Raw genomic sequence first — 24,466 nt, forward strand, 5'->3', positions numbered from 1 at the left:
CCTTACGGCGATCAAAGGTAGAACACTTTTTACTTTTTACTTATTACTTTTTACTTATAACAAAGTGATCAACGCCTTACGGCGATCAAAGGTAGAACACTTTTTACTTTTTACTTATTACTTTTTACTTATAACAAAGTGATCAACGCCTTACGGCGATCAAAGGTAGAACACTTTTTACTTTTTACTTATTACTTTTTACTTATAACAAAGTGATCAACGCCTTACGGCGATCAAAGGTAGAACACTTTTTACTTTTTACTTATTACTTTTTACTTATAACAAAGTGATCAACGCCTTACGGCGATCAAAGGTAGAACACTTTTTACTTTTTACTTATTACTTTTTACTTATAACAAAGTGATCAACGCCTTACGGCGATCAAAGGTAGAACACTTTTTACTTTTTACTTATTACTTTTTACTTATAACAAAGTGATCAACGCCTTACGGCGATCAAAGGTAGAACACTTTTTACTTTTTACTTATTACTTTTTACTTATAACAAAGTGATCAACGCCTTACGGCGATCAAAGGTAGAACACTTTTTACTTTTTACTTATTACTTTTTACTTATAACAAAGTGATCAACGCCTTACGGCGATCAAAGGTAGAACACTTTTTACTTTTTACTTATTACTTTTTACTTATAACAAAGTGATCAACGCCTTACGGCGATCAAAGGTAGAACACTTTTTACTTTTTACTTATTACTTTTTACTTATAACAAAGTGATCAACGCCTTACGGCGATCAAAGGTAGAACACTTTTTACTTTTTACTTATTACTTTTTACTTATAACAAAGTGATCAACGCCTTACGGCGATCAAAGATAGAACACGGCAGTTGCCGTAGTCCAGTTATAGCAAGTGTTCACAGACAATTCTACAAGCACCTCCAGTAAAATGACAAATTGAAGAGTCAAAAACTTGATTAACCCCAAAAAGCGATCCTTAAAACCCCTTCCTTATCTTGGTTTCAGCAAAAATCAAGCATCTCTCAGCATCTTTAAACCGCTTAAACCTTTTCTCTGTATGAGATAAAAGCAATTAATTCACTCAAACAATCTCAACAAGCAAAGGTGCTTGCATTTAGCTAGATCGACTAGCTTGAATTTCGACCCAGCAATTAGGATTAAACTCTCCTAGTGAAAATCTTTGAAAAGTTCCTCGCTGATTTTGGCGATTAATCCAGACTGGTAAACTAATCAATCCGCGACAATCCTTTATGAACCAATCAATTTTTCCATCCTCTTCTCGATAAGGTCTTATTCCGTTGATTAATGCCCAAGATTCTCCTAAACTAATTCCACCAAAACGAGTAATCTGTTCTGGAGAAATAAGCGCGATCGCAACTCTTTCATCTAGTTTAATTTTTGCTGATTCTTCACTTGAATCAAGTTTTACCACTACCTTTAAATCTGTTAGTAATTCTTGAAAATTAGGCTTAGAAAACTGACTCGGAGGATAAGTTCCCATGTGCGTTTTACTGAATTTGTGATGTCGTTGTTTTCTAACAATGCGAGAAATTGGTGGTTTATCTCCAATAATTCCCATTGCTAATTTGACCCCTAAATGAGCCGTTAAATCTTCTTCTCCTACTAATGAAAGTAAAAAACCATAAATAGTAGAAAATGGTGGATAACAATAGGTTTCTTTGTAATCTCGCGCAAAACTGCGAGGAAAACTAGTACAGGGACATTCTAGATAAAGAAGACTGTTATTACTCATTAAGCTGTTACCCCCGTTTTAAGCAACTTCTTTGCTTCAACAATCGCTTCTTTGATTCCCCGACAGACCTTAACTTTTAATCCTTTAAGTTGTTCGCCGTAAGGAGTGTCAGCAATTTCTCCTGCTACGATTAATTCTGAAGCAAGGACATCTTTAACATCAACTAGACGAACTAAACGAGAACAACCAACAGAATCACCAACTCTTTCAAAACAATTGATAATCCAGGGACTCGGATCGTTAGTTACTCGAATAACAATTGATTCTGGACGAAATTCATATAAAAAACGAGCATGATTTCCGCCAACGTGCTTGATAGCTGGGATGGCATCGAGTAATAATTTAGCCCTTTCTGAGTCTTTTAAACTGCTAGGAGTTAAAGCCAAAGTATATTGATAAGCAGTGCAATGAACTTCTGTATTGTGAATTGAGGTTTTTCCTTTTTCACCACCTTTAGAACCAAAGGTAATATCACCCCAATAAGGATCGAGACTGATCGCCCGACTCACTTCTAAAACTCCACGACGCTTGGTTGTAGCATTCTTATTATCTTTATCTTTCTTGGCATCCATAAAGCCAAAAAGATCGTCATCTATATAAGTTTTAGGGTTGTACTTTTCATCTTTGATATTGTAAACATCAGCTTCAGCATCAAAAGTACGATTAACTCGATCTGGTTGAGAATTTTGTAAGCATTCTCGATAACCCCAACGAATAGCATCAGCACTTACCGTCGTATATTGATCGTTGCCTTTGGTAATTTTTTGTAAAGTAGATAATGTACTACCATCTCCTTCACCTCGGTTATTAGCAGCAACAGCAGTAGGGGTAACAACAGTAACAAAAATATGTTGTGTCATGTTTTTTCTCCTTAATAATGATTAAAAACTAATTAAATAGACATTTCAAAGCCTTCTTCGGCTTCAGAAATAGATTCATCAAGCACTTCTTCTGGAATTTCAGATTTACCATCTTTACCTTTTCCTGTGTAAGAAGCGATCGCAAGTAGAGCTAAATCTCGCGCCTGTTTCCATTGGTTATCTTTATGAAGCCATTGATAAATCTCTCCTCCAACGCCCCTAGTTGCTTTGCTGCGATAACGGCTTAAGAAGTCAACCATTGTCTTAGCAAAATCTTGCTGAGTACTAGGTCTTTGTAAACGATTAATTACTTTATTAGTAACTTGAGGATAATCAGGCTCTCGACCTTGTTTTTGAGCCTGTACAATTTGCTCTCTTAAATAACTACTGAAAGCACCTTGAACAGCATCGAAAAATGTCTGCTCAAGTGCATCAAGATATTGAGACATACTTACTAATCCTTTTTTTTCATAAAGTTCATTTTGTTTTTTCCATTCATAAAAACCCAAATACCACGGTTTACTAGCGATCAGGTTGTCGCAAAGCCAAGGTAAAACTTTGGAAATGGCTAACCAAGTTTCTCCTTTATCATTGGTACGAACTTGGGGTTTAAAAAATTGAAAAGCTGAATCGTATAAATCTAAGATTTCATCATCTACTCTGACTCGATAGACAGCTTGTTTAAGATAGCTTTGACTGCCATCCCATTGTTGTTTACCTAATTGATAAACTTCACAATAATCGACTCTCCATTGTTTATTATCTTCAATTAGCTTTTCTTGGAGTAAAAAACGTAATCCCGATTCTCCAGAACTGCTAGAGCGAAAATCGCGATAGGTGCTTCCAGAATAATTTTTTCTTCGTCTTACCCATTTGGAGATATTTTTAACTTCTGGAATAACAACCGCCGAACGATATCCTGATAATTGATAATAGCTACAAGCTAAAGGAAGAAAAACTAGAGCTAGGAAACCTTCGGGAGACTCTTGATAAGCACCATGAGCAAAACATTCTACTAATCCAGGTAAATGATGACCTTTAACAGGAATTTCAGGTTTAAATTTTCCTTTAGCGTTAAAAGCTTCCTTAAAATCTCTAGTGTAATAACAGTCTTCTACAAGTCTGAAAGAACGAGAAATTTCGGGTTGACCTTCATCAATTAGAAACGTTAAAGTGACGGGCTGCTTATTCTGTTGTCTTTGTTTTCCATGCTGAAGAAAAGTTGTCGTGACTCCTTCGCTGAAGATATATTTTCCTTGTTGGTCTAAATTAAGAGCAGGAACATCTAAATAACCATCTTGAAGACGATAAGTTTGTTGTAGTAAACCCAATACAGCTTCTTTATCGCTGCATGACCAAGATAAATTCACCGCATCTTCTGTAACGTCCCAGTTTATAGGAACATCATTGGGATTAATAACCGATAAAGCTAAAGCCAAACCAGCAATTCCAGCGCGATGGGGAAGTAGGGTGTTAGGGTCAAAAATAGATAGGGTAAGTTCTGTCATTTTGACTAATTTTCACGACTTTTAAGTTCATAAGCACCTAATTCTGGGGAATAGCTCCATATTTCTGTAGGTGCAATGGGATAAAACTTGTGTTTTTGCCATTTCTGATAATTTTTAGCAGGAATTGGAATGGTATAACGGGGAATTTCTTTAGCAGGTAAGGATTTAATGGTCGCTAAATCTTGTTCTAGCAATACCGTGATGTTAAAACCTTCTTTTCCCAAAGATGTAGGATAAGTACGCCAATTACCGTCTAATAAAACTGATTTGGTGTCTGGTTGACCAAAAGTATCAGAATCTTCTAACCATTGGGCTAAATCTCTCTGACAAACTTCGTCTTCAAAAGACTGAATTAGTCTCAAGCCATTTTCTAGTTCTTCTTTACTATAAGGAAAACCAACTTTGTCATCGGGATAAAATAGAGCATCTAAAGCATGACCACAATAACGACGGTTTAACCTTCCCAAACGCTGAATTAGACCTGCTGGATCGGCAATTTGCGAAACTAGAAGCGTTGCTGAAAGATCGAGAGACATTTCTGCTACTTGAGTTGCGATCGCTAAAATCGGCTCGTCTTGTTTAAAACCATCTACTACATCACGGTGATGTTGAACCCTGTCTTGATAGCGATAGCGACTGTGATACAGTACGGCGTTTAATCTTCTAGCTTTGGCATCTTTGTAAACATCAATGGCAGTATTTACCTGATTGCAAACCCACAACACCTTACCGCCTGTGGATAGTTCATGTTCTACTATTGACCAATCGGGTTGTGCTTCATAATTGAATCTATAACGGGGTTGTGCTTCAATTTCTTTTGAACCAGAAATAATTTCAATCGGTTCGCCTACAGCTTTGGTAATTGCTTCTTTTTGCCAGGGTAAGAATGAAGCAGACATCAGTAAGATTGGGGCTTTAAACACCTCTAAAAATCTCAGTAATGCACCGAATAGGCGGTCATCGTAACAGTGAACCTCATCAAAAACAAAAGCAGCGTTCGCGATCGCAGGAAAACAATACATTGGTCTGCGGTTACATTGAAGTAGTCCGAGAACTGTATCGACCGTACAGACAATCGATTCTTTTCCCCAGGCTTTAAAAGACTCTAGTTTGATTGCAGATTCGTTGTTTCCTTCTCCTGCTTCCTCTTCTTCTCCTGTAGTCGCCATTGCTAAATCCACATCGGCACGAGAATGTAGCAAAACTGAGTCAAGTTGATCGTGAACGTAATCAAGAAAACCTTCGGTGCTAGTACCTGTGGTGGGATAACAGAAAATAAGTTTTCTGCCAATAGCGAAGGATTTTGCCCAATTGTAAGCTCCTAATGTCTTTCCCGTGCCACATCCTGCTCTTGCTAGAGTTACCCTTGTTTTACTTTGAGCTAACTGAATTTGAAATGGTCTTAACTGATGAGCGTCGAGTCGAGCATCAATTACTCGTTGAAGCTTAGTTTCATCGAGAGTATTTTGGACGTTTTCAGTAATCCAGTTTTTAATAGATATTGATTCATTCACATTAGGAATTGCCGAACCGATAGCGTCGCCAGCAATTAAAAGCGATTTAATAACTGCTAAAAAAACTGAATCTGGTTGCCATTCCAAGGATAAAAAATCAGCAATTTGAAAGCGTTTTTCTTTAATCTGTTTTACAGACCAAGATAGTGAGGGTTTTTGAGATAATTTAATATTATTAGGCAATCCAAGAGCTTTGATTCCATATTTGAGTAATTGTTTAAAATGACGATTGAATTGTTGTTTACCATCAACTACATCAAGAACATAAAGAAATAATCGATCGTCTCCAGAGAAGCGAATTTCTCCTAATTCATCAGTACATTTTCCACTTCTCCCCCCCAGTTTGAGATGATGCCCTCCTGCTGCTGCTAAAGCTGTTAAAAAATCTCCTTCGCCTTGTTCTAACCATTCGCGAAACTCCCAAGCGAGTAAAACTGAAGCTACTTCATGACGAATGATTTGAGGATGATCGGGTAAAAATCTTTTTGGATGAGCATCTTTAATATTGGCGCGTACAACTCCTTGAAAATGTTCGTTAGCTTTGCCCCAATCATGAAGATAAGCTGCTAAACACGCTGTTGACTTTAGTTCGGATAAATTACATTGAAGTCCAAATTGAGAAATCAAGCGATCTCCCAATACATCAACTAAAGTAGAGACGGCATTAACCACGTCTGCGGTATGCCCCACTAAACTATAAGAACCCTTCCATTTACCAGGCTCAAAAGATTTGGCTAGTAATAAATCTGGCTTTAAAACAGGTGCTTGTTTCATTAAGCAACCTCCGAACTTGGATAAAACCAGCCACAACCAAAGTGCTTTCTACCGCCCAAACCATAGCACTGCAATTTGAGTGAATCTTCATCATTCAAGTTCTCTACAACCACGCCAAAACCCATCACATTTTTGTTTTTTATTTTCAGCGATCGCAAAGCCAAGTCACCATCGCAATTGCTATCGATAAAAGCTTTTCCTTTAATTTCCAAACTTAATAATGATTTTTGGCAAGATTCTAAGAAATAAACAGGTGCATCATGTATATCCCATTTTTCTAAGTGAAAAGTAACTAATCTGGCTTTTAGGGTTTGACTTGGTTCTAGTAAACACAATCTAGGCTGAACTAGACGAATTAAATGTCCTCTAATATCCAATACCTGATTCTGAAACAGACGATACCATTGTGAAGCTTGTTCTGATGGACATCTCAGTCGCAGACGAGACGAACGATTGAGATAAATTAATCCTTGTCGGTCTGGTACTCCAGGAATAGTAGATAAAATTACTTCAGGTGGAAAATCTCTCGTTCTCTCTTCTTCTAGGATTATTTGGCTTGAGTTTTCCAAGACTATATTTTTTAAAGCAGAATAAAGAGAATAACCATGATCTGCTGGTAATGTTTTACCTTTTAAAGCAAATTGAATTTCCAAAAAATTCATTGTTTAACTCCTTTTCAAATTATTAATAATTACTTTTAACTGCTCAATTAAAGTAGGTAAATTGTCTTGGACAACTTGCCAAACAATATCTAGATCGATATCTCCATAAGCATGAATTAAACGATTTCGCATACTTACAATTGCACTCCAGGGAATCTCTGGATATTTTTGACATTCTTCTCTGGGAATTTTATTAGCAGCTTCTCCAATAATTTCCAGAAGACGCACCACTGCAAGATTTAACAAACGCTCATTATCCAAATCCTGACGAGTTTTCCCCTTAGTGATGTCAACTGCTTCTTGGGCATAGCGCAGCATATCCTCTAATCTGGCTAGAGTTCTAGGATTTGACATATTGAACTGCTGCTTCCTGCTGTACTTTTTCGCGAATTTTGGGGCTCAAAAATCCTGGGGTATTCAAATCCACTTTTCGCCCGAAAATCTGAGTTAATTCCGCCTCCATCTCGAAAAAAGCTAATCCAGGAATTCGATCTGGTTCAAATTCGACTAAAACATCAATATCACTTTCTGCTTTAAAGTCATCCCTTAAAACAGAACCAAACAATGCCAACTTGACAATGTGATTACGTTGGCAAAATTCATCTAACTGCTTTTGAGGAATATTAATTTTTACTTGTTGACTCATGTTTAAAAACACCTTAATCAATCGTTTGCTAAATAATTACAATTCATCGCTTCTATTTCTCTCTGCACCATCTCCACCAATTCAGGGGGATTTTTAACAACTGCACCTTTGCCGTAACCCAACACCCATCGCTTGATATCGTTCAAACCGCTAACATACATCTGCAAAGTCAACGAACCGTCACCGTGTTCTGATAATTCTTGAGATGGATGCCAGCGTCGTTCGCGAATAAAGGGAGCAGTAACCCTATCGAACCAAATTTCTACAAGTTGGGGAACTCCACCAACCTCGTGCTGAAAGATCATGGATAGATGACCCCTAGCATCAAAATTTGGGTCTTGAATAAACTTTTCGTCTAATACCTTTAGACTCCGAATTCGGTCAATGCGAAACCAGCGCATCTCGTGTCTTTTATGGCAGTAGCCAATTACATAGGGATTAGTTCCTCGATAGATATGCAGTAAATAGGGATCGAGTTTACGCTCGCTCGGTGCATTACGACTGGCAGTAAAATATTCCATCCAAACCGATTTTGACTTCTTGCAAGCTCGTTCTAAATCGTGCCAGATTTCAGGGTCGAGGTTAATGGATGCTCCAGCGCGAAATAATATTCTTTCGTCGGCTACTTGTTGTAAATCTATCCAAGTTGCTTCAGGTAAACGCTCACTCAAACGAGCGATCGCTGAACGCAATTCTTCGACATAAGCACTGCCAGCATAGGCTTCTAGCATCCTCGCTCCTAAAGTCAGGGCAAATAATTCTCCCTGAGATAGAGAAATACTGGGTAATCGCCAGTTCTGGTCGCTATAGTGCCATCCCCTTTCTTTTTGATATTCGAGTGGAGCTAATAAACGATCGCGTAAAAAAGCCAGATCGTTACGAATAGTGCGATCGCTAACTTCTGTGGCGACTGCCAGACTGCGATGGGTCTGACGAATGCCAGAACGAAGCAAAGCATCAATTTGAAGTAACCTTTCTAGATGACGGGACACAGGGCAAAGAAGCAAGATGACAAAGTTCGTCCATCATAAACAAACTACCTGGCAAAAACGCTTCCACCCTGAAATCAAAATTTATTTATCTTACTCTTTTTTTTAAAATCATTAACTTTATTCTTCATACTCAAAATAAAAATTTAGCTAGCATTAGCAATTACTGTCTCACTAGTCAATAATTTAACTGCGGTTTGATATTGCACATCCACATCTGTACCAATTTGACTATAATTAATTGGTTCTTGATTAACTGTTTGGTCTGGTGTAATACCTAATTTATTAATATCTCTATGACTAGGAGTTTCGTACTTAGCTACAGTTACTGCCAAACCAGCACCATCAGGTAATTCAAACAAAGATTGAATTAATCCTTTACCAAAAGTTTTTTCTCCTACCAATAAAGCTCTACCATTATCTTGTAATGCACCTGCTAAAATTTCACTAGCACTAGCTGTGCCTTGATTAACTAAAACAATTAGCGGATCTTCAGTAAGAGCTTTGCCATTAGATTCAAAACTTCCTAGAGTGCCTTGACGATTAACAGTGTAAACAATCGTCTGATTTTCTAGCCACAAACGAGCAATTTCAACTCCAGCTTGTAATAAACCGCCAGGATTGTTTCTTAAATCTAAAATATAAGCTTGCGCTCCTTGTTGCTCTAATTGATTGATACCACGAGCAATTTCTTGAGCAGCATTGGCACTAAATTGATTGAGACGAACGTAACCAATAGGCAACTCGTGAGTAGTATCAAGAGTATAATATACAGGATTAAGAGCAATGCGATCGCGAATTAAATTAATAATTTTATGCTCGTCAGTATCTGGTGATTGAATTTTGAGAGAAACTTGAGTCCCAATTTTTCCCCGCATTTTTGCTGCTGCTTCATCTAAACTCAGAGTAGTAGTACTCACTCCATCAATTTCTAAAATATGATCTTTGGGTTTGATTCCTGCTGCTTCGGCAGGAGAACCTGCTAAAGGTGTAACTACCTCAATTAATCCTGTTTCTGAGTCTACATTGATTTGTAATCCTACTCCAGATAACTCTCCAGAAGTATTTACCTGTAAACTATGATATTGTTCTGGTCTAAGTAGACGAGTAAAAGGATCGTCTAAGCTGGCTAGCATTTCGTCAATCGCATTATAAGTTTGCTCGCGGTTTTGAAGCGGTTTTTTAATCAACTTTTGCCTTAAATACCACCAATTTTGATGATTGAAAGTTTCATCAACATAAGATTGATTGACAATTCGCCACGATTGCAGTAACAATTTTTGTTCTTCGGTAAAAGCTGCTGCTTCAGGAGTAAACCAAACTAAAGAAGATGCTGTCCACAGGACACTCAAAAGAGTAACCCAAAAAAATTTCTTGAGCATGAGATAGTTCGTAAATTCTTTTTTTGTTTGTTATTAGTTTAATTTAGACTTTATTTTACTAATTGTTACAAATGATCGTAGAAGTAAAAATAAATACGATTTAAATAAAACAAGGTTTTGCTTGGCAAGTGATAAGTTGTACCAGCAAAGATAGTAAAATCTACACTTAGCTAGCAACACCATAGCTTAAAGCTATGTTACATTTTTTAAAGGAATCATCCCCACCAGTATCTTTTACTAGGCGGGTAAGCACCAAAAAAATCCAATCTAGTGCGCCTAAATTAACCACTCAACTCTGACACTTGTCTAGCTGAAGGTTAAGAAAAAAGGACAAGACATTGCTCTCTATGAAATGTCCTTAAATAAGGTAAACCTATCCATAACTATTTTTAGCTAATTTTTGGCTTCATGTTTTCTAAACAAGTAACTGATTCAAAAGTTTATCAATGGTTTGACGAACGTCTCGAAGTTCAGGCACTTTCGGACGACGTTACCAGTAAATACGTTCCTCCTCATGTCAACATTTTTTATTGCTTAGGTGGAATTACTTTAGTTTGTTTCTTAATCCAGTTTGCGACTGGATTTTGCATGACTTTTTATTATAAACCTACTGTTACTGACGCTTTTGCTTCAGTTGAATACATCATGAACGAAGTTAACTTTGGTTGGCTCATTCGTTCTGTCCATCGCTGGTCGGCTAGCATGATGGTATTAATGATGATTCTTCATGTTTTCCGCGTCTATCTAACTGGTGGGTTTAAAAAACCCCGCGAATTAACTTGGATTGCTGGCGTAATTATGGCAGTAATTACTGTTACTTTTGGCGTTACTGGTTACTCTCTTCCTTGGGACCAAGTAGGTTACTGGGCAGTCAAAATCGTTTCTGGTGTACCTGCTGCTATTCCCGTTGTGGGAGATCAAATGGTTGAACTGTTACGCGGTGGTGCAAGCGTTGGTCAAGCAACTTTAACTCGTTTCTACAGCTTGCATACTTTTGTTTTGCCTTGGTTGATGGCAGTGTTTATGTTGCTACACTTCTTAATGATCCGTAAACAAGGTATTTCTGGTCCTTTGTAAATTAATTCTTAACTCGACGACGGGCGTTTCTGCTTGTCGTCTTAAATTATTGAAGGACAATTAACAACAATTGAGATAAGCAGTTCACAATTTCTAATCAGCAACAGCAATTATTCTGGTAATATCACCTGCTGATTCTAGTTAGATTGAAGGAGAAAATAATGTCGACATTAAAAAAACCAGACTTGAGCGATCCCGTATTACGCGCTAAGTTGGCTAAAGGCATGGGTCACAACTATTATGGTGAACCTGCTTGGCCTAACGATTTGTTATACATCTTCCCTGTAGTTATTTTGGGTACAGGAGCATTAATAGTAGGTTTGTCTGTACTCGATCCTGCTTTGATCGGTGAACCAGCAGATCCTTTTGCGACTCCTTTAGAAATTTTACCTGAATGGTATCTTTATCCCGTTTTCCAAATTCTACGCATTCTGCCTAACAAACTTTTGGGTATCGCTTGTCAAGCAGCAGTACCTTTAGGTTTAATCTTAATTCCTTTCATTGAAAACGTTAACAAGTTCCAAAATCCTTTTCGTCGTCCTGTAGCTACTACTGTATTCTTGTTTGGTACTATAGTAACTCTTTGGCTCGGAATTGGTGCTACTTTCCCAATCGACAAGTCTTTAACTTTAGGCTTGTTCTAATTTTTTTATCAGCAAATTTCATTTGAATTGGGAACGCTTGCGAATACTTTTATTTTGTTTCTTGGAATTGGAATGAGATAAAAGCGATCGCAGGCGTTTTTTGTTTTTTTATGAGAAGATTGACAAAAACAAAATCAACCAAATATTTTCTTTTTACAAACAGTCTCTTAAGCAAGCAAGATATAATAATTTTGCAAACTTCCGTAAACCAAACTTTGAATGTCCGTAGAAATTCAAACTGAAATAGAACAAGCTGTAAATAGCCGTCGTAACTTTGCTATTATTTCTCACCCAGACGCGGGCAAAACAACCCTGACAGAAAAATTGTTGCTTTACGGAGGTGCAATTCATGAAGCAGGGGCTGTTAAAGCACGACGGGCGCAGCGTAAGGCTACTTCAGACTGGATGGAAATGGAACAACAAAGAGGTATTTCGATTACCTCGACAGTGTTGCAGTTTCTCTACAAAGACTTTCAAATTAACCTCCTTGATACTCCCGGACACCAGGATTTTAGTGAAGATACCTATCGCACTTTAGCTGCTGCCGATAATGCAGTGATGTTGATTGATGCTGCTAAAGGGTTAGAACCGCAAACACGCAAATTATTTGAAGTTTGTCAAATGCGATCGCTTCCTATTTTCACTTTTGTGAATAAGTTAGACCGTCCTGGACGAGAAGGTTTAGAATTACTCGATGAAATTGAACAAGAATTAGGATTACAAACTTACCCAGTCAATTGGCCTATCGGTATGGGCGATCGCTTTAAAGGAGTGTTTGATCGTCGTCAACAACAAATCCATTTATTTGAACGGCGCGCTCATGGTTCTCAAACAGCAGGAGAGACAGTAATCGATCTAGGCGATCCTAAAATTGAAGAATTTTTAGAACAGGATTTATACTATCAACTCAAAGAAGAATTAGAAATTCTCAACGAAATTGGTTCTGAGTTTGACCTCGAAAAAGTTCATGCAGGGAAAATGACTCCCGTTTTCTTTGGTAGTGCCATGACTAATTTTGGCGTGCAATTATTCCTCAACTCTTTTTTAGAATACGCTCTCAAACCAGAAGGAAGAAAATCTTCAGTCGGAACAATCGAACCAACTTATTCAGAATTTACAGGATTTGTCTTTAAGTTACAAGCCAACATGGATCCCAAACATCGTGATCGAGTAGCTTTTATTCGAGTGTGTACGGGAAAATTTGAGAAAGACATGACAGTCAAACACGCTCGTACAGGAAAAATTGTTCGTCTATCTCGTCCCCAAAAACTTTTTGCTCAAGGCAGAGAATCCCTTGAAGTAGCTTATCCAGGAGATGTAATTGGCTTAAATAATCCTGGAGTATTCGCGATCGGTGATACCATTTATAATGGTCAAAAGCTCGAATACGAAGGCATACCTTATTTTTCTCCTGAAATCTTCGCCTATCTCAAAAATCCTAATCCTTCCAAGTTCAAACAATTTCAAAAAGGCATTACCGAATTACAAGAAGAAGGAGCAATTCAGGTAATGTATTCTACCGATGACTTTAAACGTGACCCTATTCTTGCTGCTGTAGGTCAACTTCAATTTGAAGTAGTTCAATTCCGCTTACAAAACGAATACAATGTTGAAACTACTCTAGAACCTTTACCCTATAGTGTTGCTCGTTGGGTAGCTGCCGGTTGGACAGCTTTAGAAAAAGCAGGCAGATTATTTAATACTCTAGTAGTTAAAGACAGTTTTGGCAGACCTGTACTGTTATTTAAAAACGAATGGAACTTACAACAAATTAAAGAAGACCATCCAGAATTAAAACTTAATTCTACTGCTCCTGTAGGTTCAGGAATTCAACCAGATTAAATCTTAAAAATTTACTAGTAATTCTTAAGCATCTTACGCCTAGAAACTAGTTATCGCTAGGCGTTAATTACTTTAATTTTATAACTGTAAAAACCAAAAATTGTAATTTGTTTAACACAAATAACTCATTTTTAATTTAAAGTTTACAAAAAATTAACTTGTTTTAAAGTATGCTGAAGTTCGAGCTTTTTTGTTTTTGAATTTCTAAAATCTATGTTTGACTGCATTATCGTTGGTGCTGGACCTGCCGGAGCTACAGCAGCTTATCACTTGGCAAAAAAAGGGCATTCGGTATTAGTCCTAGAAAAATCTTCTTTTCCTCGTTACAAACCTTGTGGCGGAGGTGTATCTCCCGCAGTTGCTAATTGGTTTGATTTCGATTTTGCACCCGTTATTAAAAATACTGTCTCTAAAGTCAAATATACCTGGCAATTAGACGATCCGATGGAAGTAGAACTCAAAGATGTTACTCCCATGTGGATGGTAAGACGAGATGAATTTGATAACTTTTTAATGCAAAAAGCAATTGAACAAGGAGTTCAGTTAAAAGATAATACTGAAGTCAATGGCATAAAATCTCAAGGTGATAACTGGCAAGTAAGTACTAATAATGGTGTTTTTGAAAGTACTTATCTAATTGCAGCCGATGGAGTTAATGGACCAATGACTAGTTGGTTAGGTTTTGGCGAGCAACAAAAAGTCTTGGCAGCTAGTTTAGAAGTAGAAGCAGAAGTATCAGAACGTCGTCAGGATTTAGCTTATTTTGACTTTGGTTCGCTTAAAAACGGTTTTATGTGGTGTTTTCCCAAAGATAATGGTTACTCCTTTAGCGGAGCTTATGTGCGCAACAATAAAGGAAAACCAGATGAACTCAAAAAACAACTAACTAATTACGCTAGTAAGTTTGGTTTAGATTTAAACAATAGTAAGTATACCGAATACAATTTAAACGTGTGGAAAGAAAATCAACCTCTCCACACCAATCGCGCCGTTATTACAGGAGAAGCAGCAGGAATTGTCGATCCTTTAATTGGAGAAGGTATTCGCCCTGCTATCTTTACAGGTATGAAAGCAGCCGAAGCAGTTGCTAATGCTCTGGCGGGAAATTCGGATGCTTTGGCGAGGTATACTGAAACCATTAACAAAGAATGGGGTACAGATCTGGTTTTGGCTCAACGCCTTGCTGGTCTATTTTATCAGTTCCCCAAAATTGCTTATAAAGTAGGAGTCAAACGTCCCTCTGCTGCTCAATTAATGGGTAAAATTCTTTGTGGTGAATTGCGTTATTCTGACGTAACTGAACAGGCTACTAAAAAACTAAAAGCTAGTTTTATTCCTGGATTTCGTGGTTAATTAATTGTAATAATTCCCAGAATCATGACAATTGTTTCCTCGAAAGATGAGTATTAGACTCCGTCAAAACAATATATTATGAGTGAAGTTATTCGTAATTATCTCAAAACCCTGCCCAGCAATTCATAAGGGGAGGACAAGACAGGTAGAATTAGTTTACCTGCGTGCTTCCTGGAGGGCGACGTTTCGTCGGATGTCCGTGCTGTCGCTTGGAGGTAACCCCAAGTGTTTGTACCCCCTAAACCTTCAGTAAAACTGAGGGTTTTCTTGCTGGAATACAGATCAATTTAAAATATTCCTACTTCCTCATCTTGACGAGAAATAATGTCTGATATTCAAACTTTAATTAGCCAAGTTCAACAAGAAGCTCAAAAAGAAGAATTTCCCATTGATATCCCAGTTTATAAATCTGCTCGTTTAGAACCTACCTATCCTGTGCTTTATGCAGGGAATTTACAAAGTCCTTTGTGTTTTTTTGGGCGTGATCTTGGTAGAGATGAAGTTCATGCCCGTCAACCTCTGATTGGTGCAGCAGGAAAACTAGTCAGGCAAGGTTTCTATCAAGCAATTCATCAGCAGTCGGCAGCTTCAGATCAAGAGTTACAAACAGTTTGCGATCGCATTTTACTAACTAATACTGTTCCCTATAAACCGCCTGAAAATAAGGCTTATTCAACTAAGGTTAAAGAAAGATTTCGTCCTTTTATTGAACGTCTGTTAGTAATTCATTGGCAAGGACATCAAATTATCACACTTGGTACAGAGGCTTTTAAATGGTTTGCTCCCTACGGTGAAAAAGGGGAAGTTAATAATTTTTTTCTGGATAAAGAACGACGTTATGAAACTAAATTAGCCGTTAATCTGAAGGCAACGGATGATTTGGGCATGGAATATCAAAAAATCATTCATTTACTGCCTTTACCTCATCCTTCTCCTTTAAATAAAACCTATTACGCTAAGTTTCCGCAAATGCTTCAGCAGAGGCTGACTCAAATTGATTTTTAAATTAAACATTCTGATTATGTGAGCAAATATCAATATTAATTAATTCTGATGATTAAATATTGAATTTTGTTGTTAAAATCAACCAAATAAAAGCTGGATATGTTAACCAGAAAAATCTAAAATTTTTGTTAAAATTGATACAAAAGAGGACCTTGCAGAGAGGGAATGAAATTATGACCAATAACAAAATAGTAGTAGCACCATCGATTTTATCGGCTGATTTTAGTCGTTTAGGAGAAGAGATTACTAAAGTAGACGAAGCTGGTGCTGATTGGATTCACGTTGATGTTATGGATGGTAGATTTGTTCCTAACATTACCATTGGTCCTCTGATTGTTGATGCCATTCGCCCCTATACTAAAAAACCTCTCGATGTTCACTTAATGATTGTTGAACCAGAAAAGTACGTCGAAGATTTTGCTAAAGCTGGGGCTGATCTTATTTCTGTTCACGCAGAACATAATGCTTCTCCTCATTTACACCGTACTTTGTGTCAAATTCGTGAATTAGGTAAGCAAGCGGGAGTAGTACTTAACCCCTCTACACCTTTAGAATTAATTGAATACGTTCTTCCCGTCTGCGATCTAATTCTGATCATGAGTGTTAACCCTGGTTTTGGTGGTCAAAGTTTTATCCCCGAAGTAGTTCCCAAAATCAGCAAATTGCGTCAAATGTGTGATGAAAGAGGATTAAATCCTTGGATCGAAGTCGATGGTGGACTTAAACCTAGTAATACTTGGCAAGTATTAGAAGCTGGTGCTAATGCGATCGTAGCAGGTTCTGCGGTATTTAAAGCTCCTAGTTATGCTGAAGCAATTGAAGGTATTCGCAACAGTAAGCGTCCTGAACCAGAATTAGCTACTGTATAGCTAGTGTTTTAAAGCTAAAAATATTTACAATAAGATTAAGACCGTGGTCTACTTAGACTTCGGTTTTTTTTATTTAATCATGGGATAAATTGATGTCTTCTAAACGTAAATCTACTAGCAAGGATACTACTGTGTATCGTGAGTTTGGTAATCAAACTAACAGTGATGCTTTGGAAAAAGGTGTTCCTAATTTACCTCCTCAGCAACAAAATATCAGAATTCAGGTAACAAGGGCAGGAAAAAAGGGTAAAACTGTTAGCGTAATCTCTGGTTTTCAACACAATCAAGAGTCTTTAACTCAATTACTCAAAAAATTAAAAACTCAATGTGGTACTGGCGGAACAATCAAAGATAATACAATTGAGATTCAAGGCGACCACAAACAAAAGCTATTACAAATTCTTAGTCAGTTGGGATATAAAGCTAAAGTTAGTGGTGGTTAAATAAGTTATTTAATTTACTTTTCTAATTAAAATTAACTTGAAGCACTGGTGTAATAACGTAAAGCGAATTGCCAGAAAAAGATGGAAATTATTACTAAGATAATGGCAAGAATACCAGCACCAAAAAACCAAGTCAACTCGCTACGGCCAAGCATAGCTTCAGCAGGAACGGTGGTTAAAAAAGCTACGGGTACAATAAAGGTAAAAAAGAAACGATAAATAGCAGGATAAGCAACCATTGGATACCTTCCTGCTTCTAATAAACCTCTCAAAACTTCAGTTACATTATAAATTTTGACAAACCAAATACTAGTTGCTCCCAAAATAAACCAAAGGCTATATAAAATAATTACACCAAATAAAATGGGTATCAAACTAATAAAATAATCTTGCCAATTTAAATTAATTTGTATCCCTGCATAAACAATTAAAATAACTCCAAAAAATAAATCAGGAAATCCCCAAGGAGAAACCATTCTAGTCGATAACCAGAATTGACTACTAATAGGTTTTAGTAGTACGAAGTCTAATGTTCCTTGTTCAATTTGTTCGACAATTCGATTGAGATTGGGAACTAAAAAAGTATTAGAAAAACCTTGTAATAAAGTAAACACTCCTAAAACAATTAGTGCTTCTTGCCAACTCCAGCCTTGAAAAGTATAGCCAGTCCGATAGAATAAAAATAATCCAAAAATACTACCGATTAGATTAGCAATACTAGTAAAAGTTGCGATCGCGAAATTAAGCCGATATTCTAATTCTGTGGCAATTGAGGTAGTCCAAAACAACCATAAAACTCGCCAATATCTCATAACAAATACTTCTATCCTTTAACTGCACCAGCCGTCAAACCTTGAACAATACGACGTTGGAAAAATAAAACCAGTAAAACTAATGGCAGCGTACCTAATACTGTAGCAGACGCGATCGGTCCATAAGGAATCTCAAATAAAGTTGTTCCTCCTAATTGTGCTGTAGCTACTGGAATTGTTTTCATAGTTTCTTTGGTAATAAAAGTCAACGCAAAAATATATTCATTCCAAGCAAAAATAAACGTTAATATTCCAGTAGTAACCAAAGCAGGAATCGTCATTGGTAAAACAATTTTGAACAACATGGGAATGGTTTTATAGCCATCAATTTTGGCTGCATCTTCTAAATCTTTAGGTAATTGCTGAAAAAAGCTACGCATCACCAAAATAGTCAAGGGTAAGTTTATAGCTGTATAAGGAATAATTAGAGCTAAATAATTATTTCCTAAACCAATTGCTTTGACTATTTCTAATAGTCCTAAAAATAGTAGTACATAGGGAAATAAAGTAACAATTAAAATACCTGCTAAAATAATTTGTTCTCCTGGAAGTTTTAATCTAGCTAAAGCATAAGCAGCAGGCGAACCTAATATCAGACATAAAACAGTGGAAACAATTGAAACAAAAGCACTATTCAGGATATATAAGAAAAAAGGACGACGATTAAATAATTCTAGATAATGAGTTAAAGTAATTCTTCTAGGTAAGTAAATGTTGGGAATTGCCGAGATATCTTCATTCAATTTCAAAGAAGTCAATACTTGCCAAACAATCGGTGCAAGAAAAAAAACAATTACCAAGATAACTATCAAACTAAAAACAAATTTGCCTAAATTAAAAGTAGGATTGTTATTCTCAGATTTTACACTTGTCATTTTTAAAACAAAATTAATTAAAAGTTTTTTTATTCTTATTTACAAAAAAAATATATCGATTAACCGATTTTATAGCAATTTTCTAAATCATAAGGTATACCATTATCCGTTACCAATCAACTATCAACAAAAACCAGAATGCTAATGTACTGCACGAGAATAAGAAATGCTATCAATCAACTTAAATAGTTCTTAATTTGCGGAAAAAATAACTAGTAGCTATCACAACCAAAACTAACAACAAAAAAGTTACTACAACTAAAGCTGCTCCGTAGCCAAAGTCAAGATAACGCATTACCATTGAATAAATATAAATAGAAACAGTTTCTGTCGCTCCTGCGGGACCACCACCAGTCATAACTTGAACTAAGTCAAAAATACCAAAAGCTTGAGCAAATCTAAACAATAAAGCAATTAAAATTTGTGGCATTAATAAAGGCAAAGTAATTTGATAAAAACTCTGCCAGTAATTAGCACCATCTATAGCATGAGCTTCGTATAAATCCTGAGAAATTGATTGTAATCCTGCAAGTAGAATAATACTAATAAAAGGTGTAGTTTTCCAAACATCAGCAATGATTAAAGCAACCATTGCTAAACTTGGTTCTCCTAACCAATTAATACCTGTATCAATCAATCCTAATCTTTGCAAAATATCATTAACAACGCCAAATTGATCGTTAAAAATCCATGCCCAAGCTAGTCCCATAACTGCTGTTGGCAATGCCCAAGGAATAATTGCAATAGTTCTGACAATACCTCTACCTCGAAAAGATTGATTTAGAACCAGAGCAATAGCTAGACCTAATAATAATTCTAAAATTACACTGACAACTGTAAACAGTGTAGTATTACCCATCGTTTGCCAAAATCTACCGTCTCCAAGCATTCTTTGATAATTACCAATGCCTGAAAAAACTGGATTTAATTGTGTACCAAGATTTTCGGTAAAAAAACTTAACCAAAAAGCTCTTCCGATTGGGTAAATGAATACCAATAATAAAACCAATAAAGCTGGTATTAATAAAAACCATCCTGTTAGTTTTTCTTGTGAATTAATAGACATGGTGATGTTTTATTTATTAAGCAATTTTAACAATTCGTATTTTTAGTAATAATCAAAAAAATCAGTATATTTAACAGTATTAATCAGTAAATTCTAGGACTTAGTAATTCTGACTTAAAAATAATCTTTAAAGATAAAAAACTTTTTATAAATAGAACAAAGAGTAATTTTAATCCAGAAAAATAGTTTAGCGATCGCTTTTTTTTTCGGTTAATTAAAGCAAACATTATGACTGGGTTGTAAATCTTTGAAATATTTTAATATTTTTTGAAAAAAACATGAAGAATTATAATTATTGTCTCCGTATAAACAACTAAATTAATAGAATTAAAGCTCAAAAATCAGTGTTTATACCAATGTACTCGTTAGTGATGAATAGTAACATTCAATATTAAGAAAAGCCAAATAAAGTTTTGACTATTCTTTAATTTCTATTTTATTTAATTCCTCTTGCTCCACATACCCCGCTCTTGGCAATAGTGAGTGGGGTTTTTTATTGAAGATTGCTCAACATTTTGCTGGAAACCAAAGCTTTTTGACGAAGTGCCAACAGGTTCTACGGTTGCTTCTATGTCTCGGTGGTGTACCGATGACATCAGAAATTTTTGAGTCTGGCTAGAAAAGATAAACATTACTAGTAAGAAATGGGCTATACTGTACCATTGACCAGATTCAGCTAGAGTTGAGGAGGAAACTATTCCTGAGCAACTAAACCTGACAGTTAGCTTAAGAGGCACTCGCGAAGTCAGGAAAAACTATCAAATATTTCGTCTGGCTGGATTACTTGATGCCTTTTCTGAGCCTACTTTCCGTAAGGTAATCGGTAATTTTATCGACGAAGGACCTTATCATGCAATTCTCGTTCTCTCTCAAATTGATTTTATTGACAGTTCGGGATTGGGAGCTTTGGTACAGCTAGTCAAGAAGGCACAAACTGCGGGCGGAAGTTTACAAATAGTTACCAACGCGAGGGTAACTCAAACAGTTAAACTAGTTCGTCTAGAGAAATTTCTTTCTCTTCAGCCTTCTGTTGAAGCTGCTATTGAAAATATAGAAAAATAGCGTCAGTAATAGGCGTGAGTTTACCAAAACCAGATCGAGATCAACCAGAATTAACAACTTCGGCTTCTGTTCAAGCAGAAGCTAGTTTATTGTTTAATCAAATGACAACTTCTCTTGTTTCTCAAGTAGAAAGTTTGTCACCTATTGCTTTAGCCTATATTGGGGATGCAGTTTATGAACTATACGTTCGTACTTGCTACCTCATACCGCCGAAACGGCTTGCAGACTATCATAATCAAGTTGTTGCTCAAGTAAGAGCCGAAAGTCAGGCGGATTATCTCCAATTGCTTCAACCTTATCTGACTTTCTCAGAACAGGAAATTGTACGTCGTGGCAGAAATGCAGTTGACAAGAAACCACGACGTATATCTGCCCAAATATATCAACAAGCTACCAGTTTTGAAACTTTGCTGGGCTATCTCTATCTAACCAATCCTCAACGTTTAGATGAACTATTAGCCAAATTGAAGATTAATTCTTCAAAATTGCTAACTTAAACAAAATTAATTAAGTTATTGTAATTTTTAATTAAAATTAATACTTTTCAACTTTATGATTCATGAGCGAGAAACCTTTTACTAAACGCGATAGAATTCCCAAGCATTTGAACCAAACGAAATCTCAGCCTCAAGAGCGAAAACTTAAGCCTCAATCATCTCGTAAAAGCGACCAAATTGAATTTAGCCCAAAACCAGAACAAGAAGATTCTGAGTTAGTTTATGGTCGTCATTCAGTTTTAGCAATCTTGAAAAGTGAGCGTGATATTGCTCGGATTTGGGTTACTGCTAAATTAAGACAAATTCCTCAATTTTATTCTCTTCTTCAAGAAGCTAAAGCTAATGGAGCAGTCATTGACGAAGTAGAAATGCGTCGTTTAGATTTATTAACTCAGGGAGGCAATCACCAAGGGATAGCAGTTCAAATTGCTCCTTATTCTTATTGGGAGTTAGAAGATTTACTTCAACACGCAAAAACTACCACTACAGAACCAGTAATTATTATTGCAGATGGCATAAATGATCCCCATAATTTAGGTGCAATTATTCGTACTGCTGAAGCAATGGGTGTACAAGGTTTAGTTATACCTCAAAGACGAGCGGTAGGAGTTACCTCTACAGTGATGAAGGTAGCAGCAGGTGCTTTGGCAAATTTTCCTGTTGCTAGAGTAGTCAATTTAAATCAAGCTTTAGACAAATTAAAAGAAGCGGGGTTTTGGCTTTATGGCACTACCTCTGAAAGTAGTAAACTGTTACACACAATTAATTTTCGAGGAGCGATAGGATTAGTAGTAGGTTCAGAAGGGAAAGGATTAAGTCCTTTGATTCAACGTAATTGTGATGAATTGGTAGCTATTCCTTTATCAGGAGAAACTCCTAGTCTTAATGCTTCGGTTGCAGCAGCTATTGCTATTTACGAAATTTGTCGTCAGAGATTTTCTAATTAGACTTAATTATTCTTACTACCAATCAACAGTGATCAGAGTTACAATCGGGCTGTTATAAATAAACAAAAAGTTTTGTAACTTAATATAAAGATTTAAGACACATCTGTAACAATCAACCAATTAAATTACGGTAATAGATAGAGGAAATTTAAAATGCTCAAAGAAATTTTAACTAAAGTTCTCGATAGCGTAGGTAAAGCTTATTGGGTTGAAATAACCACTGATACTCCTGCTTGCATTTATTATTTTGGTCCTTTTTTGACTGCTAGGGAAGCTCAAATTGCCCAAGGTGGTTATGTAGAAGATTTAAAAGGAGAAGGCGCACAAGGAATTTCTTTGACTATCAAACGCTGTCAACCAAGTGAATTGACAATTTTTGATGAGTTGGATGAACCTGTGGATTTTAAGCCTGTTCCTGCTTTCGGTAAATCTTACTGATATTTAACTAATAGCTAGTTTTTTTCCATAACTGTTTCGGGATAATCATTTAACCATTGCTCGATCTCTGCTTGGACTAAGTTAGGAATTTCCCAAGGAAATAAATGAGCGGTATTAGGAAAACATCGCCATTGACAACAACTTAGTGTGTTAGCAGTTTCTTGGCTAGAAATAGCGGTAATATGCCGATCTTCTGCGCCAGCTAAAGCTAAACAAGAGAGATCGAGTAATGGAAGCTCTTGAAGTCGATTGTATCCTTGATTAATCGCTTGAGATAATGATTGATGAGCAGCAGTGGAAGTTTTAAAATAAGCAGGAACACCTTCTTTAGCTAAATATTGATAAGCTTGAGCAGTGTGTTGAGCTAGAAGATAACGAAACAAAGAGTGTTTACCAAAAGTATCTATATTCCATTGCCATCCAGGTTTTAAGTAATTAACGATCCCCGCAACTCCTGTATACAATAAATCTTGCCAAGTAATAGGAGGATGATTACTACGAGGGCGGGCAGCCGAAGCAATTAAAATTAATCCTGTAAATTTTTGTGGTAATCTGAGGGCTAATTCTAACGCTAAAATACCTCCTAACGACCAGCCTAAAAGCAAACAACGTTCAATTTTTAACCTTTCTAAAAGCTCTTCAAGATCGTCAAGATGATCTTCCATTTTAAATTTATTGGTTGCTCTACTGTTTCCGTATCCTCGTAGATCTGGGGCAATGGTTTGGTATTTTTGCGAGAGAAATTTAGTAAATACCGACATACTTTGACCTGAACCAGGATGACCATGTAAACATAGAATTGGAAATCCTGTTCCTTGAATTTCAACGTGTAATTTCATTTTATTTTTAGTTTAATTAAAAGCGGTCTCAGCAAAGCTGAGGCACTACGCGATCGCCTTAGACTTCTTAGACTTTTGAAAATAGGGTAATCAGTAACTAATTAGTTTCACAATTAGTCCAACTAACTGAACTAGAGACATCTCCTGTATAATTTCCACTTCTAATAATTCCTAGTCCCAGAGAAATAGCCAAACATTGTTTAGTAGAATTATTTTGATTATGATAAACAACAATTGTACCAGCACTATTAGTATTACCTCGAGGCGAAAAAGTAATTACTGGTGTGGTGTAATTGGTTTTAATTTCTACTCCAGTTGGTAAAGAGCGATCGCTCAATAAACAGCCTTCATAACTACCATAAACATCAGGAGTTTTAACTTTGATTGTACGATTTGTTGTATCAATTTGAATTCGGCAACGTTTGCCTCGACGAATAGCTTGTCTTTGTGCCTCTTTAATTGCACCTTTAACTGTTTCAAAACCTTCTTTAACCTGAGATTGATAATATAAACCGACAAAATTAGGAATTGCGATCGCAGCTAAAATACCAATTATAATTACTACTACCAAAATTTCAATCAAACTATAACCGCGATCACGCAAAGCAGGTGTAAACACAATACGCAGTATCT

The 24,466-nt window shown here is 36.4% G+C and carries 25 protein-coding genes; 11 read left to right on the top strand and 14 right to left on the bottom strand.

The window, feature by feature from the left end; all coding sequences use genetic code 11:
- Window positions 1–1,090 precede the first annotated feature (1,090 nt).
- The 9 genes from cas5 to ctpA all read right to left on the bottom strand — a co-directional run bounded on the left by cas5 (window position 1,091) and on the right by ctpA (window position 10,064).
- Window positions 1,091–1,729 carry a CRISPR-associated protein Cas5 gene (gene cas5 / locus STA7437_RS13215; RefSeq protein WP_015193893.1) on the bottom strand — a complete coding sequence of 213 codons (639 nt, stop codon included), beginning with the start codon at window positions 1,727–1,729 and terminating at the stop codon, window positions 1,091–1,093.
- Window positions 1,729–2,589: a type I-B CRISPR-associated protein Cas7/Cst2/DevR gene (gene cas7i / locus STA7437_RS13220; RefSeq protein ID WP_015193894.1), complete on the bottom strand. Its 861-nt coding sequence runs from the start codon at window positions 2,587–2,589 to the stop codon at window positions 1,729–1,731. Before cas7i ends, cas5 begins: the two co-directional genes overlap by 1 nt.
- Window positions 2,590–2,621: 32 nt before the next feature.
- Window positions 2,622–4,097 carry a type I-MYXAN CRISPR-associated Cas8a1/Cmx1 gene (gene cas8a1 / locus STA7437_RS13225; RefSeq protein ID WP_015193895.1) on the bottom strand — a complete coding sequence of 492 codons (1,476 nt, stop codon included), beginning with the start codon at window positions 4,095–4,097 and terminating at the stop codon, window positions 2,622–2,624.
- A 5-nt stretch (window positions 4,098–4,102) separates the two neighbouring features.
- Window positions 4,103–6,385 (bottom strand): CRISPR-associated helicase/endonuclease Cas3, encoded by a 2,283-nt coding sequence (locus tag STA7437_RS13230; protein ID WP_015193896.1) that lies wholly within the window; start codon window positions 6,383–6,385, stop codon window positions 4,103–4,105.
- Complete coding sequence (gene cas6 / locus STA7437_RS13235; protein WP_015193897.1) at window positions 6,385–7,047, bottom strand: type I-MYXAN CRISPR-associated protein Cas6/Cmx6; 663 nt, start codon at window positions 7,045–7,047, stop codon at window positions 6,385–6,387. The genes STA7437_RS13230 and cas6 overlap by 1 nt, the downstream gene beginning before the upstream one ends.
- Before the next feature lie 3 nt (window positions 7,048–7,050).
- Window positions 7,051–7,401, bottom strand: coding sequence for a HepT-like ribonuclease domain-containing protein (locus STA7437_RS13240; protein WP_015193898.1), 351 nt, complete (start codon window positions 7,399–7,401; stop codon window positions 7,051–7,053).
- Entirely contained in the window at window positions 7,388–7,693 is a 306-nt protein-coding gene (locus STA7437_RS13245; protein ID WP_015193899.1) for a nucleotidyltransferase family protein, read from the bottom strand. Before STA7437_RS13245 ends, STA7437_RS13240 begins: the two co-directional genes overlap by 14 nt.
- A 17-nt stretch (window positions 7,694–7,710) precedes the next feature.
- Complete coding sequence (locus STA7437_RS13250) at window positions 7,711–8,685, bottom strand: helix-turn-helix transcriptional regulator (protein ID WP_015193900.1); 975 nt, start codon at window positions 8,683–8,685, stop codon at window positions 7,711–7,713.
- Between the two features lie 143 nt (window positions 8,686–8,828).
- A complete protein-coding gene (gene ctpA / locus STA7437_RS13255; protein ID WP_015193901.1) occupies window positions 8,829–10,064 on the bottom strand; it encodes a carboxyl-terminal processing protease CtpA in 1,236 nt (411 codons plus the stop codon).
- Between the two features lie 408 nt (window positions 10,065–10,472).
- Between ctpA and petB the strand changes: the two genes are divergently transcribed.
- The 7 genes from petB to STA7437_RS13290 all read left to right on the top strand — a co-directional run bounded on the left by petB (window position 10,473) and on the right by STA7437_RS13290 (window position 17,297).
- On the top strand, window positions 10,473–11,141 hold the full coding sequence (petB, locus tag STA7437_RS13260; protein ID WP_015193902.1) for a cytochrome b6: 669 nt from the start codon (window positions 10,473–10,475) through the stop codon (window positions 11,139–11,141).
- 161 nt (window positions 11,142–11,302) lie between these two features.
- Window positions 11,303–11,785: a cytochrome b6-f complex subunit IV gene (petD, locus tag STA7437_RS13265; protein WP_015193903.1), complete on the top strand. Its 483-nt coding sequence runs from the start codon at window positions 11,303–11,305 to the stop codon at window positions 11,783–11,785.
- A 219-nt stretch (window positions 11,786–12,004) separates the two neighbouring features.
- The gene (gene prfC, locus STA7437_RS13270) at window positions 12,005–13,627 is read left to right on the top strand and encodes a peptide chain release factor 3 (RefSeq protein ID WP_015193904.1); all 1,623 of its coding nucleotides are present in this window, start codon (window positions 12,005–12,007) and stop codon (window positions 13,625–13,627) included.
- A gap of 213 nt (window positions 13,628–13,840) precedes the next feature.
- Window positions 13,841–14,980, top strand: coding sequence for a geranylgeranyl reductase family protein (locus STA7437_RS13275; protein ID WP_015193905.1), 1,140 nt, complete (start codon window positions 13,841–13,843; stop codon window positions 14,978–14,980).
- A 324-nt stretch (window positions 14,981–15,304) separates the two neighbouring features.
- Window positions 15,305–15,985: a uracil-DNA glycosylase family protein gene (locus STA7437_RS13280; protein WP_015193906.1), complete on the top strand. Its 681-nt coding sequence runs from the start codon at window positions 15,305–15,307 to the stop codon at window positions 15,983–15,985.
- A gap of 173 nt (window positions 15,986–16,158) precedes the next feature.
- Window positions 16,159–16,854 (top strand): ribulose-phosphate 3-epimerase, encoded by a 696-nt coding sequence (rpe, locus tag STA7437_RS13285; protein WP_015193907.1) that lies wholly within the window; start codon window positions 16,159–16,161, stop codon window positions 16,852–16,854.
- A gap of 92 nt (window positions 16,855–16,946) precedes the next feature.
- Complete coding sequence (locus STA7437_RS13290; protein ID WP_015193908.1) at window positions 16,947–17,297, top strand: translation initiation factor; 351 nt, start codon at window positions 16,947–16,949, stop codon at window positions 17,295–17,297.
- Window positions 17,298–17,329: 32 nt separating this feature from the next.
- Here the strand turns inward: STA7437_RS13290 and STA7437_RS13295 are convergent, their stop codons facing one another.
- The 3 genes from STA7437_RS13295 to STA7437_RS13305 all read right to left on the bottom strand — a co-directional run bounded on the left by STA7437_RS13295 (window position 17,330) and on the right by STA7437_RS13305 (window position 20,050).
- Window positions 17,330–18,109: an ABC transporter permease gene (locus STA7437_RS13295; protein ID WP_015193909.1), complete on the bottom strand. Its 780-nt coding sequence runs from the start codon at window positions 18,107–18,109 to the stop codon at window positions 17,330–17,332.
- Window positions 18,110–18,120: 11 nt separating this feature from the next.
- On the bottom strand, window positions 18,121–18,984 hold the full coding sequence (locus STA7437_RS13300; RefSeq protein WP_015193910.1) for a carbohydrate ABC transporter permease: 864 nt from the start codon (window positions 18,982–18,984) through the stop codon (window positions 18,121–18,123).
- Between the two features lie 181 nt (window positions 18,985–19,165).
- Window positions 19,166–20,050, bottom strand: a complete 885-nt coding sequence (locus tag STA7437_RS13305) for a carbohydrate ABC transporter permease (protein WP_015193911.1) — start codon at window positions 20,048–20,050, stop codon at window positions 19,166–19,168.
- Between the two features lie 714 nt (window positions 20,051–20,764).
- Here STA7437_RS13305 and STA7437_RS13310 point away from each other — a divergent pair.
- The 4 genes from STA7437_RS13310 (at window position 20,765) to STA7437_RS13325 (ending at window position 22,994) form a co-directional block, all read left to right on the top strand.
- The gene (locus tag STA7437_RS13310) at window positions 20,765–21,112 is read left to right on the top strand and encodes an STAS domain-containing protein (RefSeq protein ID WP_041619420.1); all 348 of its coding nucleotides are present in this window, start codon (window positions 20,765–20,767) and stop codon (window positions 21,110–21,112) included.
- A 14-nt stretch (window positions 21,113–21,126) separates the two neighbouring features.
- Window positions 21,127–21,609, top strand: a complete 483-nt coding sequence (locus STA7437_RS13315; RefSeq protein ID WP_015193912.1) for a Mini-ribonuclease 3 — start codon at window positions 21,127–21,129, stop codon at window positions 21,607–21,609.
- Between the two features lie 62 nt (window positions 21,610–21,671).
- Window positions 21,672–22,556 (top strand): 23S rRNA (guanosine(2251)-2'-O)-methyltransferase RlmB, encoded by an 885-nt coding sequence (gene rlmB / locus STA7437_RS13320; RefSeq protein ID WP_015193913.1) that lies wholly within the window; start codon window positions 21,672–21,674, stop codon window positions 22,554–22,556.
- Window positions 22,557–22,709: 153 nt separating this feature from the next.
- The gene (locus STA7437_RS13325) at window positions 22,710–22,994 is read left to right on the top strand and encodes a DUF1816 domain-containing protein (protein ID WP_015193914.1); all 285 of its coding nucleotides are present in this window, start codon (window positions 22,710–22,712) and stop codon (window positions 22,992–22,994) included.
- A 14-nt stretch (window positions 22,995–23,008) separates the two neighbouring features.
- Here the strand turns inward: STA7437_RS13325 and STA7437_RS13330 are convergent, their stop codons facing one another.
- Window positions 23,009–23,833, bottom strand: coding sequence for an alpha/beta fold hydrolase (locus STA7437_RS13330; protein ID WP_015193915.1), 825 nt, complete (start codon window positions 23,831–23,833; stop codon window positions 23,009–23,011).
- A gap of 97 nt (window positions 23,834–23,930) precedes the next feature.
- A complete protein-coding gene (locus tag STA7437_RS13335; protein ID WP_051036058.1) occupies window positions 23,931–24,452 on the bottom strand; it encodes a GspH/FimT family protein in 522 nt (173 codons plus the stop codon).
- Window positions 24,453–24,466 lie beyond the last annotated feature (14 nt).

Source organism: Stanieria cyanosphaera PCC 7437 (assembly GCF_000317575.1).
Classification (GTDB): Bacteria; Cyanobacteriota; Cyanobacteriia; order Cyanobacteriales; family Xenococcaceae; genus Stanieria; species Stanieria cyanosphaera.